General features: G+C 48.0%; 16 protein-coding genes and 1 pseudogene. 12 read left to right on the top strand and 5 right to left on the bottom strand.

Features of this window, described 5'->3' with window-relative positions; genetic code table 11:
- The first annotated feature begins 26 nt into the window (after nucleotides 1-26).
- Nucleotides 27-1,454, top strand: a complete 1,428-nt coding sequence (locus PRIO_RS33075; RefSeq protein WP_020434301.1) for a PQQ-dependent sugar dehydrogenase — start codon at nucleotides 27-29, stop codon at nucleotides 1,452-1,454.
- Between the two features lie 126 nt (nucleotides 1,455-1,580).
- Here the strand turns inward: PRIO_RS33075 and PRIO_RS33070 are convergent, their stop codons facing one another.
- Complete coding sequence (locus PRIO_RS33070; protein ID WP_020434302.1) at nucleotides 1,581-2,006, bottom strand: hypothetical protein; 426 nt, start codon at nucleotides 2,004-2,006, stop codon at nucleotides 1,581-1,583.
- Nucleotides 2,007-2,157: 151 nt separating this feature from the next.
- On the opposite strand from PRIO_RS33070, the gene PRIO_RS37275 reads away from it, so the two are divergent.
- The 4 genes from PRIO_RS37275 (at nucleotide 2,158) to PRIO_RS33055 (ending at nucleotide 6,428) form a co-directional block, all read left to right on the top strand.
- Complete coding sequence (locus PRIO_RS37275) at nucleotides 2,158-2,292, top strand: hypothetical protein (protein ID WP_020434303.1); 135 nt, start codon at nucleotides 2,158-2,160, stop codon at nucleotides 2,290-2,292.
- A gap of 434 nt (nucleotides 2,293-2,726) precedes the next feature.
- A complete protein-coding gene (locus PRIO_RS33065) occupies nucleotides 2,727-3,128 on the top strand; it encodes a GntR family transcriptional regulator (RefSeq protein WP_020434304.1) in 402 nt (133 codons plus the stop codon).
- On the top strand, nucleotides 3,125-4,222 hold the full coding sequence (locus PRIO_RS33060; RefSeq protein WP_020434305.1) for a DUF5808 domain-containing protein: 1,098 nt from the start codon (nucleotides 3,125-3,127) through the stop codon (nucleotides 4,220-4,222). The genes PRIO_RS33065 and PRIO_RS33060 overlap by 4 nt, the downstream gene beginning before the upstream one ends.
- 49 nt (nucleotides 4,223-4,271) lie before the next feature.
- Nucleotides 4,272-6,428, top strand: coding sequence for a serine hydrolase domain-containing protein (locus tag PRIO_RS33055; RefSeq protein ID WP_407944512.1), 2,157 nt, complete (start codon nucleotides 4,272-4,274; stop codon nucleotides 6,426-6,428).
- 358 nt (nucleotides 6,429-6,786) lie between these two features.
- On the opposite strand, the pseudogene PRIO_RS33050 reads toward PRIO_RS33055, so the two are convergent.
- Nucleotides 6,787-7,521: pseudogene (locus PRIO_RS33050) on the bottom strand (Rpn family recombination-promoting nuclease/putative transposase); the annotation flags it as partial.
- 300 nt (nucleotides 7,522-7,821) lie between these two features.
- On the opposite strand from PRIO_RS33050, the gene PRIO_RS33045 reads away from it, so the two are divergent.
- Nucleotides 7,822-8,913, top strand: a complete 1,092-nt coding sequence (locus tag PRIO_RS33045; RefSeq protein WP_020434309.1) for an ankyrin repeat domain-containing protein — start codon at nucleotides 7,822-7,824, stop codon at nucleotides 8,911-8,913.
- 97 nt (nucleotides 8,914-9,010) lie between these two features.
- The gene (locus PRIO_RS33040) at nucleotides 9,011-9,487 is read left to right on the top strand and encodes a GNAT family N-acetyltransferase (protein WP_020434310.1); all 477 of its coding nucleotides are present in this window, start codon (nucleotides 9,011-9,013) and stop codon (nucleotides 9,485-9,487) included.
- Nucleotides 9,488-9,586: 99 nt separating this feature from the next.
- Here the strand turns inward: PRIO_RS33040 and araA are convergent, their stop codons facing one another.
- Genes araA through PRIO_RS33025 form a run of 3 tightly spaced genes read right to left on the bottom strand, consistent with a single transcriptional unit; the run spans nucleotide 9,587 to nucleotide 13,374 of the window.
- Complete coding sequence (araA, locus tag PRIO_RS33035) at nucleotides 9,587-11,011, bottom strand: L-arabinose isomerase (protein WP_020434311.1); 1,425 nt, start codon at nucleotides 11,009-11,011, stop codon at nucleotides 9,587-9,589.
- Between the two features lie 52 nt (nucleotides 11,012-11,063).
- Entirely contained in the window at nucleotides 11,064-11,759 is a 696-nt protein-coding gene (locus PRIO_RS33030; protein ID WP_020434312.1) for an L-ribulose-5-phosphate 4-epimerase, read from the bottom strand.
- A gap of 1 nt (nucleotide 11,760) precedes the next feature.
- The gene (locus PRIO_RS33025; RefSeq protein WP_020434313.1) at nucleotides 11,761-13,374 is read right to left on the bottom strand and encodes a xylulokinase; all 1,614 of its coding nucleotides are present in this window, start codon (nucleotides 13,372-13,374) and stop codon (nucleotides 11,761-11,763) included.
- A 292-nt stretch (nucleotides 13,375-13,666) separates the two neighbouring features.
- On the opposite strand from PRIO_RS33025, the gene PRIO_RS33020 reads away from it, so the two are divergent.
- The 5 genes from PRIO_RS33020 to PRIO_RS33000 all read left to right on the top strand — a co-directional run bounded on the left by PRIO_RS33020 (nucleotide 13,667) and on the right by PRIO_RS33000 (nucleotide 18,754).
- Nucleotides 13,667-14,752: a GntR family transcriptional regulator gene (locus tag PRIO_RS33020; protein WP_020434314.1), complete on the top strand. Its 1,086-nt coding sequence runs from the start codon at nucleotides 13,667-13,669 to the stop codon at nucleotides 14,750-14,752.
- Between the two features lie 206 nt (nucleotides 14,753-14,958).
- Nucleotides 14,959-15,672 carry an ABC transporter ATP-binding protein gene (locus PRIO_RS33015; RefSeq protein WP_020434315.1) on the top strand — a complete coding sequence of 238 codons (714 nt, stop codon included), beginning with the start codon at nucleotides 14,959-14,961 and terminating at the stop codon, nucleotides 15,670-15,672.
- Entirely contained in the window at nucleotides 15,665-17,263 is a 1,599-nt protein-coding gene (locus tag PRIO_RS33010; protein ID WP_020434316.1) for a hypothetical protein, read from the top strand. Before PRIO_RS33015 ends, PRIO_RS33010 begins: the two co-directional genes overlap by 8 nt.
- A 25-nt stretch (nucleotides 17,264-17,288) precedes the next feature.
- Nucleotides 17,289-17,957 carry a YdeI/OmpD-associated family protein gene (locus PRIO_RS33005; RefSeq protein ID WP_020434317.1) on the top strand — a complete coding sequence of 223 codons (669 nt, stop codon included), beginning with the start codon at nucleotides 17,289-17,291 and terminating at the stop codon, nucleotides 17,955-17,957.
- A gap of 104 nt (nucleotides 17,958-18,061) precedes the next feature.
- Nucleotides 18,062-18,754, top strand: a complete 693-nt coding sequence (locus PRIO_RS33000) for a response regulator transcription factor (RefSeq protein ID WP_020434318.1) — start codon at nucleotides 18,062-18,064, stop codon at nucleotides 18,752-18,754.
- Nucleotides 18,755-18,773: the final 19 nt, after the last annotated feature.

Here is an 18,773-nt window from a genome sequence, read left to right as displayed (position 1 = left end):
ATAAGAGTAGGGGGTGCAAAAGTTAGTTGAAAAAAGTAAAGGTTAGTTTACAGCCCATTGTAAGTAAGATCAATATGCCCACTGTTTTGAAAACAGCTATACTTCCAGGGGATTCAATTGAAAGATTATTTATTGCAACCCAAGTAGGAGAGATCTTTTACATAGGAGACGGAGTTATAAGGACTTTTTTAGATATTCGCCCTCGAATCATAAAACTAGGCGGTTCTAGAGGAGGGTATGATGAGCGGGGGTTGTTAGGGTTAGCGTTTCATCCCGATTTTTATTATAACGGTCTGTTCTATCTTCATTTTTCCGTAGCCGGGACCCAAGGTCCAGGTGCAATTCCGGGTGCTCCGCTTGAATCTTTTAAGCCTAACCCGTGTGATTCCGGAACTTTAAACCTCAGGTGGACGAATAGAGAAATGTATTATGATCATATCGATACAGTTGAAGAATGGAGTTTACAACCGAATGGCCAACCTCAAAGACGGCGGACATTACTTAACCTAAGGAGACCATTTCTTAATCATAATGGCGTCAATAGCTTAAACTTTTCACCTGAAACTGGAAAGCTTGTTTTAACAACTGGAGATGGCGGATCAGGCTTTGATCCATTTAATTTAAGTCAAGATAATATGGAAATAGCGGGTAAGATTATTGAAATTGATGTAGTTGAGGAAACGCTGATCTATAATCCGCCCGTAGCTACCCGGTTTAATGAACTTCCCGTACCTATTCAAGAAACGCTTACGGTAATTGCCAAGGGCGTTCGCAATGTACCAGGCATTTCATTCGAAAAGGTTTATAACCGGTATATCAAATATGTGGGGAATGTCGGACAGGACTTGGTCGAGTCGATTTTTTCATTCGTTCATTATAAGCCAATCCCGGTCACCCAGCTTGTTCAGGCTTCATTAGGGAACTCTGAGCTTGGCCAAGAGGGACTGATTAACCTTGGCTGGCGGGGGTGGGAAGGTGCATTTCCGACTACGGTTATAAAGGGCTGCGCTGCAAGCCCAACTTTGGATGAGAAGACTATTGCTTATTACAATGAAGCAGTAGAAACCTCAGTGAGGCGTCTTCAGCCTCTAATCAGTTATTTTCATAAAGATCCCCGGCCTGATAAGTTGGGAGGAACCGCGCTTACAGGAGTTCAGGCTTATTTGGGGAATGGCATCCCCGGTTTAACAGGAAGCGTTGTGTTTACCGATCTTGCCAGGGATGAAGGGGTTCACCCTCCCGTTAGAGGGTTTTTAGCTTATGCCAGGGGACAAACAGATTGTAAATTAAATGACTTTAGTATTATTGAAACCGATTATAATTTTGGGTCGGGGTCCGCTTATTATGTAAGCTTAGGAACAAATCTGGATCAAACCAGACTATACTTAGGGGTATATGGCTCCATGAAAGTTGCTGATTTTAACCAAGGTACTGTTTTTGAAATGACTCCATAAACACCGTATACAGAAACGGCCATCCCACAAAGGATGGCCTTAAAGATGAGACTGGAATGGAACATTAGCTCCAATTCTGGGTATGGCCCGTCCATTTGCGTGTGACGTCGATGATAAGAAGTGCTGTTAGTTTCTGGTTTTAACAGCTAACCCACTAAATGATATGGGTCCTACAACATCTACTTTTGTATTTGCAGTCCGGTTTTCAGCTGTGACTGTGTAAGTATGAGTACCTGCTTTCACATTTCTATCTTCAGCTTGGAAGGTAACGATATAATTTTGCTCTGAACCCGTAGATTCGATACCTTGCTGTGTGTTGAAAATTTCTGTTTTACCACGGAAGACTCTAAAGCGAATCTGCCCAATGCCTGTGATACCTTTGACACCAACAGATACTATCAAATCTACCCGGTTTGGTTGAGCATTCACTGGAATCCGTATTGCAATCGTGGCTATGCCAGATTTTTGCGGGGAACGCCGAATAGTAAATGATTTGGCCGGGTTGAAGCGACTAAGCGACTGGACGGCGGCTTTATCAAGGATACGTACCATATGATCAACTCCTCTTTTTAATACTCCAATTTATGCAAGAGTCAGAGGGAGTGATTGGGTAGATTTAAGATGAGTAGTAGTAAAGTGAAGTCCATATTATTTAGGGCAAGAAATAAACTTAGAGTTCATTTAGACAAAGAGGGGGTAACGTATGAAAAGAGAAGAGTTATATAGGGAGATCGGATTAATTGATGAAAATTTAATTGAAGCGGCCGGACACAGCAACTTCATCCCTTTTTGGCAGATGATAATCAAAAAATCTCCGATGCGGCTGCTTTTGCCATAGATATTTTATCAAAAAGTTATCGGAGGTTATTCCTTCACCAAATCAGAAGTCAATTGCGGTCGCAACATGCTCTAATAAGAGTGAATTCGTTCAAATTATGAATATAGTCTGTGCAAAAAGGGGTCTTGTAGGCAGGATAGTTGAATAAGAATACCACGGCAGCTGACCAGAAAATCAGCTGCTGTTTTCATTAACCTAAGCAAGATGGAAGAATCTACAACTGGATCTTGCATATCATTTTAACATCTGTTATATATGTAATATAACAAACATTAAAATGAAGAGGGTGGTTCGATATGGAACGGCTTAGACATGTCAAAATCGCACATGGTTAATGATTGCCTGCGCCATTGCTTGCGCGTTGCTGATGCACGGCATAATCGGCCCTCTCGCTTTCTGATGGATCGCAGAAACTACCATAAGGAGGGATATTCTTGTTCATAGAGCTCGACCTGCAATCGGAAACTCCGATTTACGCTCAGCTGATCGATCAATTGATTGAAGGGATCGCGTCTGGCGAGTTGAAGCCGGGGGATCCGCTGCCATCGGTCCGGAGATTGGCGGAGGATTTGGGGATCAATCTTCATACCGTCAACAAATCCTACAATTTACTCAAGCAGGAGGGCTTTCTTCAAGTACACCGGAAAAAGGGCGTTATCGTTCAGCCCGACGGAATGCCCGGCGTGACGGAGGCGTTCGAAGAGAAGCTCCGGCAGCAGCTGCGGTCTCTTGCGGCAGCAGCTGCGGTACGAGGCATGTCGGAAGAGGCATTCACGCAGAAGAGCAGGTCAGTGTACCGGAATGCCATTACAAATCGCGGGGGGGAACAGCGTTGACTGTACAGGAGACGATCTTCATATCCGGCTTTTATTTGTTTATCGCGTTGATGATCAGCATACAGGCCTATATCGGCTTGCGGACCCTGCTGTTCGGCATCACGCTGCCGGCGGAGGCCCTGCAGGATAGGGGCGTCCGAGGCATTCGCCGGAATTACGTTTTGCTCACCGGCGGTTTTGCGGTCATCCTCGGAGCAGCTTGCTTTTTAGTGACCCGTCATGTAACGACGAGTCGGAGCTTCCTGTATTGGGCGGCAGCCAGCTTGCTTTTAATAATGATGTCGTTCTTCGCCATTCGGATCAGCCGGATGTCCGCGCAACGTTTGAAGGCAGCCAGAGGCTGGCATGTTGCCGTGCAGACAAAGCGTGCAGCAAGCCTCGCAGCCGGCCGAACGCAGGGTTCGGTGCTGAGCTTTTGGTGGTATTCCGCGCATGTCGCCGTAATGGCGCTATGTATCTTCTTTGTCGTTGTAAGATGGAACGCGATTCCGCCGTCGTTTGCGACGCATATGGGGCCGGACGGCCTTCCGGATCAGTACACTTTCAAATCCGTACGAACCGTGTTCATGATGAACATCGTGCAAGCACTGATGATCGTGTTCTTCGCCGGCTATAATCTGATGATCAGCCGTGCCAGGACATCGCTGGACCCTCAGGACCAGGAAGGATCGTTACGGAAACAGTTGAAGCTCAAGAAAATCCACTCGATTTCGGCTTGGGGCATTTCGCTGCTGGGAATTGTAAACATAGGGTTGCTGCAAGCCGTAATACTGTACGGCTGGAATCTCAATCTGCTCGTGCGCAGCAACATCTCGTTCTTAGTATTGTTCTTCTTGACGCTAATCGGCGTCTTGCTTTACCTGCGCTTCAGAGGTCTTGATCAGATAAGAGACGTTCCGTCGCAGGAGGAAAGGCACTGGAAGTGGCTCGGCAGCATTTACGCGAACCCTGAAGACCCGGCTTTATTCGTTCCGGATCGGTACGGATTCTTATGGACGATCAATATGGCTAATCCGCTCGGTAAGACCGTAGCTGCTGCGATGATAGCCGTTCTGGTAACCGCCATTCTCGTAATCATGTTCAATTTTCGATAAATAAAGCAATCTCGGAAGGAGAGTTTACATGAAGAAAAACCGGTGGATAATGGGAGTCTTGCTAGTTTGCTGTCTGGTGCTAAGCTCCTGGGACGGCAACACAGCACTGGCTGCAATGCAGAACATAGAAGCGGCACTGAATACATCCAAGGTGATCGAGTCAAGCTCTGTACCGTTAACCGTGCTAACGGCGGAAATGGACCTGCCCTCGAACAAGGCTGTAATCACCTACGAAGCAACCCGGAAAGCTGCCCAGGAGAAGGCCGATCTCCTCACAAAAACTTACGGTACGAACAGCGTGCAGTACGCCATTATCGATCATGGCAACATCGTCGTATCCGGCCAGTCCGGCAAAAATGATGAGCAGGGACAGAAGCCGCTCACGAAAGAAACGATGTACGGGATCGGCTCAACGAGTAAAATGTTTACTGCGGTTGCCGCCATGCAATTGGCCGAACAAGGGAAAATCAATCTCGATACGCCGGTCGTCCAGTATATCCCTGAGTTTAAGATGAAGGATGAACGCTACAAGCAGATTACGCCGCGCATGCTGCTGAATCATTCTTCCGGACTGAACGGATCGTCGCTGACGAACGCTTTTTTATTCGAAGATAACGATACTTACGCTCACGACACATTGCTGGGGCAATTGGCCGGTCAGACCTTAAAGGCAGCACCGGGCGCTTATTCGGTATACTGCAATGACGGGTTTACGCTGGCCCAGATTCTAGTCGAGCGAGTCAGCGGCATGGACTTTACCTCTTATATCCATCGATATATTACGGAACCTCTGGGTATGGCCCATACGAAGACGCCGCTGGATTCTCTGAGCACAGCAAAGATGGCGGGACTCTATTACCCTGCCTACAGAGGGCAACTCCCCAACGAGACAAGCAACGTGATTGGAGCGGGAGGCATATATTCCACGGCGGAGGACCTGGTTCGGTTCTCGCAAATTTTCACGGGGAAGGCGGAAGGAATCTTATCCGGTAAATCGTCGGCGGCCATGGCGCAGGACGAGTACAAAACGCCTTTGTGGCCTGACGATGAGGCCAGCTCGTTCGATTACGGATATGGTCTCGGCTGGGACAATGTCAATCTGTATCCTTTTAACGAATACGGGATGAAGGCGCTGACCAAAGGCGGGGACACGATTCTCTATCACTCATCGCTCGTTGTGCTTCCCGAGCAGGACATGGCGGCAGCTGTTATCACTTCCGGCGGGAGCAGCACAGCCGACCGGTTGATGGCAAACGAAGTCCTGCTTCAGGCGCTGAAAGAGAAAGGAACGATTTCCGAATTCAAGCCTGAGAAGTCATACGGCGCGCCGGTAAAGGCTGATATGCCGGAGTCCGTGCTGCAGTATTCGGGGATCTATGGCGCGACGAATACAACGGTTAACATTGATATTACGAAAGGCGGCATCTTGTCCATCACTTCGGAGCAGTCTCCCGGTACTCCGGCCCAGACCTTCGGGTATTCGGCGGACGGCACGTTCCGGAGTGCAGACGGGAATACGAAGCTCAGCTTCGTGACGGAGGAGAACGGCCGCACCTACCTATGGATACGTCAATACGCTTCATTGCCGGGTCTTGGGCAAATGTCTGCATCCGTGTACAACGCCGAGAAGCTCCAGCCCCAAGACCTTCCGGCACAGACCAAAGAAGCCTGGATTCAGCGCGACGGCAAGAAGTATTATCTGCTGAATGAGAAGTATACGTCACTCGTTTACTTGATGATGCAGCCCATCCAATTGAATGTGTCGAAACAATTGCCGGGGTACGTGTTGGATAAGCGAATAACTGGCCCGAATACAGCCGTCTCCGAATTGCAAATTCCAGGAATGAGCGGGCGTGATCTCTCTGGTTATACTTTTTTTACACAGGACGGCGTTGAGTACCTGGATCTTGGTGGAAGCATCTTAGTAAACGAAGCTGCCGTGAAGCCCATCTACGTCGCTAAGAAGTCAACCGTTACGATTCCGCCCAGCGGATACGCCCGCTGGTATACGATAAGCGACAAAGACGGGGGCAAGACCGTTAAGGTGAGCATGTCCTCGGACGCCTCCTTCGCCGTTTATAATGCAAAGGGAACATGCAGCTACTTCAGTGTCATCGGAGGCAAGGATAAGGTCGAACTGCCGGCGGGAGGATCGATTGTTTTCGCCGGGGATGCCGGCACGAAGTTCAAGATTTCCGTGCAGTAATTCATTCCAAAAGGTGAACACAGCAAGTCAATGAAAAGGCCATCCCGCAAGGGATGGCCTTAAAGCTTGCGGTTATAAACAGCGCGGTGAACTGTATCGCTTTAAGGGAAATAGAAAGGGACTCCATGAAGGAATCCCCCCTCCGATTTTCACCTGATAAGCTGCTGCCTGAATCGAGTATGCATGCTCAATAGGAGCGATATAGTCATATGATTTGCTCGTCGTAAGGCGGGTAAGCAGGTTAAAGGAATCATGGTTGATACGGTCAATCGTGTTTTAGACGCTGTTCTACAACTCCAACGGAGCAAACAGTAAGAAGAGCCAGTCTCCAATGGACTGACTCTTCACCATGTCACTTTCATTTCTTTTTTAGAGCAATGATTTCAGCCTCAGACAGCTCAGAAGCCTTAGCTATAATAGCAGGATCTACCCCGAGTTTGAGAAGCTCCAGAGCCATCTGGACCGCTTTCCTTTTCTCGCCGCGGGCTTCGCCTTCAGCCAATGCTCCTTCGATCATGGAAGCTTCGTCATGCAGATACTTTTGTCTGTCTTCGTACAATCGGCGGGCCTCGGCATCCTGACTAAGAAATTCTAACGTGTCCATGGCTTTTTTCAAAACAGGCTCGTTCATCGTCAGCGCCTCCCAATTGGATTTATCGACACCCTTCAAGAAGAGCAACCAGTTGACCAGTCCCCCGCTCTCCACAGGAGCCGCATGATTGTCAAGCTTGGGTAATTCAAGAAAATGCAGTTCCATGTCATCTATAAGCGGGATGCCGCTTCGATCTTCACGCAGATGGAATACATTATGATATTGATTGTTAGGCAAGAAGGAATAGTTCAGAATGTTGATGGTTACACATTTCTTCAACACTTTATAAGACTGGCCTTCTTGAAGCTGTCCGCTGTATAGCTTGCTCCAATAGAAAAGGGTACGCTTCTCAGTATCGTATTTGTTGAATAATTGCATCTCAACATTAATAAGTTCCCCGTCCGCTGTTTTGCCGCGAATGTCTAATATCGACTGCTTGTCGCGGGGAGCGTCCTTTTCGGTATAGGGATTCAGCAGGATGATCTCTGTCAAAGGCGGTCTGTCAAAATAGTATATCATGCTCACAGGTTCTTAGACACACACCAAGCAGACTCGGAAAAGTGAACTCAAGGCCTGTGTGAACAGTTATATGATAATGTAGCGGAGTATCTGATTCATCCGAGTTTACCCTAAAAACCATACTGTGAACCGTACCACAAATAGATGCAAGTTTTCATTTGGCCAATCATTTTATATAGTAAAAGGTGGAAATAAGGTGACGCAAGGAATAGAGGCGCTGACGGCGGAATAGTCGAAAGATGCGAAACGATTTCATAAGACTAGGAATAAGGGGTGGTATGGATGATCGTCCTGAAAGATATCGGAAGGTTCGAGGAATTGCCCGAAATCGCTATGCATATTTACAAAGGAAATATTCCGGCTCTGCAGGCTGCAATTGCAGCTGGCTGGGATATTGAAGAGGGTATTGTACTTAGCAAGCATACCACGCTTAGTCCGTTGGATCTGGCACTTGTCTCGCAGCAAATGGAGGTTGTAAAGCTGCTGGTGGAGCACGGCGTCAACCTGAATGTTCATCATCATCCGGCTTTTTTGCGGGCTGTCCGCTATTGCAGGGAGGACATCGTCCGCTACATTGCAGCGCAAGGAGCCGAGATGGACAAGCTTAATCAAACGGGTTCAGGTGCATATTCACAGGCCTACTATGGCAACAAAAACAATATTCCGCTCATTCATGAGCTGGGATTAGATATCAAGCTGCATGGCGGTCCCGTATTGCGTCAAGCTGTATCGGACCATGACCTGAAGACTCTCACATATTTGCTCGATCAGGGGGTGGACATCAATTATAATAAACCGGATATGGTCTATCCTTATCAAGCGACTCCGTTGACTGTGGCTGCACGTATGGGTAATATGGCCATGGTCAAATTTTTGATTGAACACGGCGCGGACGTTACTATGGCGGAAAAAGACGGCGATCGGCCGTATACGATTGCTGTCAGCAATAAGCATACCGTCATGGCTGATTATTTGAAATCGCTGGAACCGGCTGATTTTCATAATGTGGAGAACAAGAAGCATGAGCTAAAAAAATATAAATTAACCGATGAATTGGTTAGCTTTCTTACAGGAGACAAGCTGCGCCTTGAGCTGGCGCAAAATGAATACGAAATCGGGTATATCGACTTTTTCACATTGACCGATACGATTGAGATGAAGGTTGGCAGACAAAAGCTGCTGCGTCTTTCAGCCGATATCGATAATTACTCTGACCTGCAGCTGGTATGGAACCCGAAGAAAAAAGGCCTGATCGGCTGTTATGACGTGGAGCACCAGACTTATGCTGATTTAAGCAGCTTTACAGAGTTCCTTGCGCAGCCTGAAGTGTACCTCATGAAGTTTCTTGAGGGAGAGTTGGAAAATGACTATTGAAAAACAAATGAATATTTTAGTCCAGAGAACAGACTGCATTCATTATTATGCGGAACCGGCCAGCGCAGTACGATAAAGGATGAAGGGGGAGAACTGCATGATTACGCTCAGAAAAATCACTCTGGAAAACCGGCGTGCTATGTTTAACTTGGAAGTTTCAGAGGACCAACGGCAATTTGTTGCGTCTAATCTGTCAAGCGTGGCGTCTTGTTATGTTCTTGTAACCAATGGGGGACATCCATTCCCGTTTATCATTTACGCGGATGAGCAGCCGGTCGGATTTGTTATGTTGGCTTATGGAACCACCGGATATGACGAACCGTCAATCGCAGAAGACAACTATTGCATCATGCGACTGATGATTGACAAACAATACCAAAATCAGGGTTATGGTAGGGAAGCCATGGGTAAAATTTTGGAGTTTATTCGCACTTTTCCGGCAGGGCCAGCACATTATTGCTGGATCCCTTATAAATCAGATAACATCGCTGCCAAAAAGCTTTATGAAAGCTTCGGCTTCCGTGACAATGGTGAAGTCTTCAACAATGAGTCAATAACCGTTTTGCAACTCTGATTTGCTGCCCAACCGTGAACCCAGATCGGGCACAAAAAAAGAGCGAATAAGCAAATGCCTTATTCGCTCTTAAAGATTTAGTAACGGTCGTTTCTCTAATTAGTTGATAACGACATATTCCAGACCAACCAGCTTGGCATAGGTAACAATCTGGTCGGTTGTCAGGTTCAAGGACACTACGGTGTGGTGGCCGCCGCCGTTCTCAATCCAGGCTTTGACCCCATCCTGGAAGTTCGGCTTCACCTTCCACAACACACGTGCTACCGGAAGCTTCGGAGCAGGCACTGTCGGTTCGAAGGCCTCCGCTTCGTTGATTAGCAGCTTATAATGTGTGCCGAAGTCAGCCATGGATACAACTACGCCTTCTCCTGCCTTGCCGTCAAATACGAGACGGGCCGGATCTTCACGGTCGCCAATGCCTAGCGGCGAAACAACGACCTTCGGCTTGCTGCTGGCCAGACATGGATCTACCTCAAGCATGTGGGATTGCAGAATGGCTTCCTGGCCTGCGGCCATTTCGTAGGTGTAATCTTCCATGAAGCCGGTGTTCTGGTTATGGCTCATCACTTTCAGCAGGCGGTCCAGGGCGGCAGTCTTCCAGTCTCCTTCGCCGGCGAAGCCGTAGCCTTGTGCCATCAGGCGCTGCACGGCAAGACCCGGAAGCTGCTTCATGCCGTGCAGGTCTTCGAAGTTCGAAGTGAAGGCGTTATAGCCGCCATGATCCAGGAAGCGTTTCAGGGCAATTTCATAGCTGGCCTGTACTTTGACGCTGGCTTCCCATGCTTCCTTGCTGTAAGTGCCATACTCGAAGTCATACAGCTCTGCATATTCTGCAAACAGCGCATCAATTTCTTCTTCCTTCACAGCCTTTACGTACTCCACAAGATCGCCAATACCATAGTAGTCAACGGTCCAGCCGAATTGGATTTGGGCTTCGACCTTGTCGCCTTCCGTAACACCAACGTTGCGCATGTTGTCGCCAAAGCGGGCAACCTTGATGCTGAAGCTCTCGTTGTAGGCAACCGCTACGTCCATCCATGCTGCGATTTGCTTCTGCACTTCCGCGCGCTCCCAGTAGCCTACTACCACTTTGTTTTGCTTGTTCAGACGGGCATTGATGAAGCCGTATTCGCGGTCGCCGTGGGCAGCCTGGTTAAGGTTCATGAAATCCATATCAATGGTAGCCCAAGGAATGCTCTCATTGTATTGGGTTGCCAAGTGAAGCAACGGCTTCTGCAACAGTTTCGTTCCGCGAATCCACATTTTTGCCGGAGAAAAGGTGTGCATCCAAGTGATGACGCCGGCAACCTCGTCACGATAGTTGACTTCTTTCATAATGGAGGTGATTGTGTCCGCGCTGACGGCCAGATCCTGCAATACGAGCGGATAAGGCAGAACACCGCTTTTATTGAGCGCATCAGTCATAGCCTGCGCATGAGCCTTAACTTCTCCCAGTGCCTCTTCCCCATAAAGATGCTGCGATCCTACAACAAACCAGAATTGCTTAGCGCCTACTATTGACATAATGCTCATCCTCTTCTCTTATTTTGATGATTTCAAGTCCAATGTATTTCAATTATTTCTGGCCGTAGTAAGCGTCTTTGCCATGCTTCCGCAGGTAATGTTTATCCAGAATCCGCTGCGGCAGCTCTTCGGCAAAGTGATTGAGCTCCCGGGCAAACAGATTCATCTTGGAGACTTCCTCCAGCACCACGCTGTTCATCACTGCGGAATGGGCATCCTTGCCCCAGGTAAACGGAGCATGACCCTTAAGCAAGACACCGGGCACCGCCATAATATCCAGACCCCGCTGCTCAAAGGTTTCGATGATGACACGTCCGGTTTCCGCTTCATAGCCGCGGTCAATCTCCTCCTGGGTCAGGAAGCGGGTACAAGGAACGGAGCCATAGAAGGTATCCGCATGCGTAGTCCCCATGACAGGAACATCAAGACCGGCCTGAGCCCAGACTGTTGCCCATGTCGAGTGTGTATGCACGATGCCGCCAATCTCTGCATAATGCTTGTACAGGACGGCATGGGTTGGTGTATCGGAGGAAGGCCTGAGATCGCCTTCAACCACATTGCCGTCGAAATCCACAACCACCATATCGCTTGGCTTCATTTTGTCATAATGAACACCGCTCGGTTTGATTACGAACAGGCGGCTTGCCCGGTCAACCGCGCTTACATTGCCCCATGTGTATTTGACGAGTCCGTGCTTAGGCAGGTCCAGATTGGCCTGGAATACCTCTTCTTTCAGTTGCTCTAACATGTTACTCCCTCCAGTTCTCTACCAGATGATCTACAGCGGCCTGCTCAATTGCAAGACCGTTGCTGTAGCGTTCCATGAACAGTTCAAAACCAGCAACATCAGCGCTGTCCGGATGAATCTCGTGTCCTTCGGCAGCCTTAAATACTTTGTCTGCAAGGAAGTCATCCAGAGGTTCCTGCTGGCCTTTGGTTGACATGTAAGCAGCCAGAATCGCCATTCCCCATGCTCCGCCTTCTCCGGCTGTTGCCATGACAGAAACCGGGACGTTCAGTGCGGCTGCTAACATTTTCTGCCCGACGATTGGGGTTTTAAACAGTCCCCCGTGAGCCAGAATACTGTCGATAGCAACATTTTCTTTCTTGGTCAGAATGTCCATTCCGATCTTCAAAGCGGCAAAAGCGGAATACAGATGCGTCCGCATGAAATTGGCCAGATTGAAACGGCTCTCAGGCGAGCGGACAAACAGCGGACGGCCTTTCTCCATCCCGGTAATATTCTCACCGGAGAAATATCCGTAGCTGAGCAAGCCTCCGCCGTCGGAGTCCGCTTCCAGCGCTTTTTTGAACATCACACTGAACAGCTGGTTCGGGTCCGCCTTTTGCCCCATTGCTTCATAGAACTCGCGGAACAGACCCAGCCATGCATTGATATCGCTTGAACAGTTATTGGCATGAACCATCCCTACCGGACTGCCGTCCGGCGTAGTTACCATATCAATTTCCGGATACACGGCCGAAAGATCCTGCTCCAGGACAATCATCGCAAAAACCGAGGTGCCTACGGAAATATTGCCGGTCCGTTTTCTGACACTGTTCGTAGCCACCATACCCGTACCGGCGTCGCCTTCCGGAGGACAGAGCGGAATGCCCGGCTGCAGGTCACCGGACGCATCCAGTATCTTAACGCCGGCTTCGGTTAAGACGCCTGCCTGCTCCCCTGCATGGCAGACCTTGGGGAGCAGGTCCCGCAGCTTCCACGGGTAGCCCTTGGCGGCAATAAGTTCGTCAAATTGCTTAATCATCGGGGCGTTATAATCTTGCGCGGCTTCATCAATCGGGAACATCCCCGAGGCATCCCCGATGCCAATGGCCTTGCTGCCGGTCAGCAGCCAGTGAATATAACCGGCCAAGGTCGTTATGAACCGGGCATGAGGCACGTGTTGTTCCCCGTTCAATATAGCTTGATATAAATGAGCAATGCTCCAGCGTTCAGGAATGTTGAACTTAAAGGTATCCGATAATTCCTTTGCGGCAGCACCAGTGGTTGCATTGCGCCAGGTCCGGAACGGAACAAGCAGCTCCCCCTTGTCGTCAAAAGCCATATACCCATGCATCATTGCCGAAAATCCTATGGAACCGGCTGTTGTAAGGGTAACACCATATTTCTGCTCAACCTCCAGCTTCATTTCGCTGTAGGCGGTCTGCAGCCCCTTGATAATGTCCGCCAAATGGTACGTCCAATAGCCGTCGACCAACAGATTTTCCCACTCATAGCTTCCGGAGGCGATTGTCTCAAAACGATAATCAATCAGCACTGCCTTGATACGTGTGGACCCAAATTCGATACCAAGTGAGGTTTCTCCCTTGAGTATCGCTTGCTTGATGTTCTGATCCATGCTCACGTGACTCCTCTCTGACCAAACGGTTATAATATCACAATAGAAAGAAGGCGCTTCCTTTATTAACAGACTTAGTATATTTTTTGTTCGTACATTTGTCAATGGAGTAGATAAGATATACCTACAAATATCGTACAAATCTGTCTTTGTCTCTACTCTTAAAAGTTTTTTCTGTTTATACCTATGGACTATGGATTATAATGAGCTAATATTCATGCTATTATATGTACGTACAACTATTACAGACAGATCCGTTTGCATTTGAACAATCATGAAAGAAGTGAGGAACGTGAAGACCAAATATCAGGTTATTTTTGATGATATAAAAAGCAATATTCTATCGGGAGCGTATACTGTAGGCGAACAAATCCCCACCGAATCAGCATTGCAGGAAATGTACAACGTTAGCCGGCAGACGGTTCGGAAGGCGATTTTAGAACTGTCCAACGAGGGTTTTCTCAGAAGTGAAAAAGGCTCCGGCACGTACGTCAGCCACCAGTTCCGTTCCAAATCCGCAGGCAGCTCCAATAATAAAACGATCGGTGTGATCACGACCTACATCTCGGACTACATCTTCCCGTCCATCATCCGCGGGATTGAGGGCCGGTTAAATGAGGATAATTATTCGCTTTTGTTAGCCAGCACCAACAATGATGTCGCCCAGGAAAAGAAAGCGCTGGAAATGATGCTGTCCTTCGGTGTAGAGGGTCTGATTATTGAACCTACGAAGAGCAATCTGTACAACCCCAATATCGCCTACTACCTGTCGTTTAAGGAACAGGATGTCCCCTTTATCATGATTAATGCCTATTATGAGGAATTGGAGGTTCCGTTTTTTTGTCTCGATGACGTCCAGTCCAGTTATCTGGCAACCAAAGAGCTGATCTCCAAAGGGCATACCCAAATCGGGATCATTGCCAAAATGGATGATTTGCAAGGAAAATACCGTATGAAAGGCTATATCAAAGCGCTTGGAGAAGCCAAATTACGGTTTCACCCCGAGCAGGTGCTCTCCTTCGATACCGAGACGAAGCAGGCGTTGTCCGCCAACCTGAAGAACTTCCTAAGCGAAAATAGAGAGGTGCTAACCGCAATTGTCTGCTATAACGACGAGGTAGGCCTGGAAGCTGTAAATGTCTGCAGGCAACTGGACATCGCTATTCCGGAGGATTTGTCGATCATTGGCCAGGACAATTCTTATATTGCCAAGAACGCCAGCATTAAGCTGACGACCTTAACACATCCCCAGGAACAGATGGGGCGCGATGCCGCAGAATGGGTCATTAAGAAGCTGCAAGGAAAAAAGGATCTGCGGAACAGCACCTACTACCAGCCTGTGTTGATTGAAGGCGAAACGGTAAAAGCGCTGGAGTAGACTGGAGCCCCGGGGGAAACCCCGCAATGCTCAGGGGATGAGGCGGACACCTACAAGGTGTCCGCTCTTTTGTGTCGGGATATTATCGCAGAGTAATGAACGTTCAGCATAGGCTGTACGTATTATAAATATTCTGCTGGAAAGGCGTACAGGACGAGATATACGCTTTTCCAAAACCACATACACCAATAAAGAGGTGAAGGGAAATGCTCACAATCACACATTTTACCAAGAGTTATAAGGGGGGTAAAAAGGCCGTAAATGACCTGAACTTAGTGGTCGAGCGGGGCGATATTTATGGCTTCATCGGACATAACGGTGCAGGCAAAACAACAACCATCCGGGCAGTAGTTGGTGTGCTTGATTTTGAAGAAGGGGACATTGAAATTGACGGTGTCTCCATTAAGAAAGACCCGGTAGCCTGCAAGGCGAAAACCGCGTACATTCCGGATAACCCCGATCTGTACGATCATCTTACCGGCATCCAGTATTTGAATTTTATTGGTGATCTCTTTAGGGTATCCAAGGCGGACCGTGAGCGGCTCATTAAAAAATACAGCGATGCTTTTCAGATTACGGCAAATTTGGGGGATATGATCTCATCGTATTCCCATGGTATGAAGCAAAAACTTGCCATAATCTCTGCTCTCATTCATAAACCCAAGCTGTTAGTGCTAGACGAACCTTTTGTCGGCCTTGATCCAAAGGCAGCCCACATGCTAAAGACCATCATGGTAGAGCTGTGCAGCAGCGGCAGTGCGATCTTCTTCTCAACCCATGTGCTGGATGTGGCAGAGAAGCTCTGCAATAAGATAGCGATCATCAAGGGAGGCCAGTTGATAGCCCATGGCAGGACGGAAGAAGTAAAAGGCAAGAATAGCCTGGAAGATGTATTCCTGGAGCTGATAGATAATGATTGATATATGGAGATTAACGAAAATCCAGCTGCTCTCTTCATTTGGATTAAACAAAGCTCTGCATACCAAAGATGTTAAGGAAAGACGCAAAGCGCTTCTGCTGAGCACCGGTATTCTGGCGGGTGTGCTTATGATAGCAGCGGCTTCCTTTGGGTACAGCTTTATGATGGCGCTGGCTTTTGAACAAATGGGGCGGATGGATCTGCTGCTGGCCATTATGATGACTGTTACTTCTCTTGTAGGGTTCTTCACAACGGTCTATAAGGCAAGCGGTGTATTATTCAGCTATAAAGACTACGATTTGGTGATGTCGCTGCCAATCAAGACGAGTCATGTTGTTGCAAGCCGCATTCTTCAGCTCTATGTGCTGAATTTGTTTTTTACGGTGATGGTCATGCTGCCGGCAGGTGCGGTCTATGCTGTAAAAGTAAATCCTGGAGCGCTGTTTTATCTGTATTTTCTAATAACACTCTTATTTATCCAATTACTGCCGATTATTGCTGCAACGGTTATTGGCTCAGGCATCAGCTGGATCTCTTCCCGGTTTAAAGCGAGCCGGATGATCAGTCTGGTGTTAACCTTTGCTGTAATGATTGCACTCATGGTGGGTTCATTTGGGATGAACGGGAACGAGCAGGCGCTTGCTGATATGGGGACTGGGCTGGCCGAGATGATATTTAAGCTGTATCCTCTTGCAGCCTTGTATGTAGATGCTGTTTGCTCGTACCGGATGGGCGCATTGTTATTATTTATCGCGCTATCGGTACTTTCATTTATGATATTTGCTGCTGTACTTGGTACAAGATACAAAGCTATTCATACAGGGTTAACGACCTATCATGCAAGCAGTAAATATATAATGAAGCCGCTAAAGGTATCCTCTCCGTTTCGTGCGCTGTATAAGAAGGAGCTGCGCCGGTATTTTAGTTCTTCTATTTATGTACTGAATACAAGTATGGGTATGATTCTTCTGCTGGTACTGTCGGTTGCTTTATTGTTTGTCAGCCCGGAGAAGCTGGGGGAACTGATCGAGATTCCACAATTATCCCATTATCTGGGTACGGTGGCTCCCATCATAGTTTCCTTGTTCGTAACTTTAAGCTGTACAACGTCAAGCGCCATTTCTCTTGAAGGTAATCGTCTATGGATACTCAAAAGCTCACCCGTATCGAAACAAAGCATATTGCTTAGCAAAGTTGCCGTGAATCTTACCATTACACTGCCGGTTGTGGTTGTGGGCGGTGTACTGCTTATGATATCGCTGCGTATGGGATGGGTTGAAGGCTTATTATTGCTTGTCATTCCTTCGCTATATGCTTGTTATTCAGCGATGCTGGGCGTTATTATTAATTTGAAATTGCCTAAGCTGGAGTGGACAAGTGAAGTTGCGGTGGTCAAACAGAGTGCGGCTGTCCTTGTATCCATGTTCACAGGAATCATAAGTCTATTAATTCCGTTGGGGGTATCCCTTCTTTTGGCTCATGTGAATGGCAATCTCATGTTGTCGGGTGTGGGAATGATTATGATAGCGGGATGCATAGCAATGTTCAGATATATACAGACAAAAGGGGAGCGGTTGGTTCAGAAGCTGTGACACATCTAACGGAGGGTTCTCGCACATGGCTAAAACCATTGTAGACAAATTAAATTTACAGAAATTCCAAAAGGTTGCTGTATTGTACAGACCCGAGAATGAAAATAGTTTAACGGGGTTAGGAGACCATGATACCGAATTAACAGCCAGCCGGTATGATCTCATTTTTGCCTACGTGCTTAATATGGAGTCGCTACAGGATCTCGTCAATCAAGTGATTGATCACAACTATTTAAATAAAGGCGGCTATTTGTACGCAGCTTATCCCAAAAAGGGGAATAAGGTTTATTCAACCTACATTCATAGAGACAGCCTTTTTGCAGGAGTAGGAGCCGATGAGGACGGCTATATCGGAGAGAGCAGCCTGAAGTTTGCGCGTATGGTGGGCTTAAATGAGGTGTTTACCGTTGTCGGGTTCAAAGAGGAGGCAAGGAAGAAAAAGGATGCGTCCTCCAAGCCGAGTCAACGTGTGGACGATTATACCTCTATGATCCCTGCTGTGGAAAAAGAGCTGCAGGATAGTCCGGAGGCGCTGGCTCTTTACCAATCCCTGACTCCCGGCTACCGGAAGGATTGGGCCCGTTATGTATACAGCGCCGTACAAGAGGAAACTAGAGCAAAACGGCGGGCAGAAATGAAAAAGATTTTAGGTGAGGGGTATAAAAGCGTCGATTTGTACCGGAGAAAGCCGTAAGCAGGGCAGGAAGGCTATTCTGGAACCGGAGGGAAAAATAGTCTATCATATATGCTGAAGAACATAAGATTGATAGCTGATTACAGACAGTATAAGGAGATTAGATGAATAATTCGATTCATATTCTCGTAGCCGAGGACGACAGTGACATCAGCTCGCTGCTGTGCAGCATTATAAGAAAAAGCGGTTACGTGCCACAGCCTGCCTTCTCCGGAACGGAGGCGCTGCTCTATCTGGAGCAGCGGCAATGGAGCATGGTACTGCTTGATCTGATGCTGCCGGGAATGACGGGCGAGGAGCTGCTCCAATGGATCCGCGTGCGGGGCGGTGTGCCGGTCATCATCATTTCGGCCAAGGGTGAGCAGCAGACCAAGGTGTCAGCGCTGCGCGGAGGTGCAGATGACTTCATTACGAAGCCTTTTGATATCGAGGAAGTTTCGGCACGCATCGATTCCCATCTGCGCCGCTATGCGCAGATTGCTCCGCCGGCTGTGCCGAGTGTACTGCAGCATAACGGACTTGTGCTTGACCCCGATTCCAAAACGGTGATGGCAGAGGGGGCGGAGGTTGCACTGACCGCCCGGGAGTACGAGATTGTTGCATTGCTTCTATCGGCACCGAAAAAGGTATTCACCAAAGCCAATCTATACGAAAGCGTATGGGATGAGCCATACTACGGAGACGACAATACGGTCAACGTCCATATGAGCAATTTGCGGAGCAAGCTGGCGAAGGCTGCGCCCGGCAGCGAATTTATCGAAACGGTATGGGGCATGGGCTACCGGCTGAAGCCTTAAGACATTCTTAAGAATTGGC

The sequence above is a fragment of the Paenibacillus riograndensis SBR5 genome (assembly GCF_000981585.1).
In the GTDB taxonomy this organism is placed as follows: Bacteria; Bacillota; Bacilli; order Paenibacillales; family Paenibacillaceae; genus Paenibacillus_AQ; species Paenibacillus_AQ riograndensis.
The sequence above is the reverse complement of the archived record's forward strand: the minus strand, read 5'-3'. Positions and strand labels throughout refer to the sequence as shown.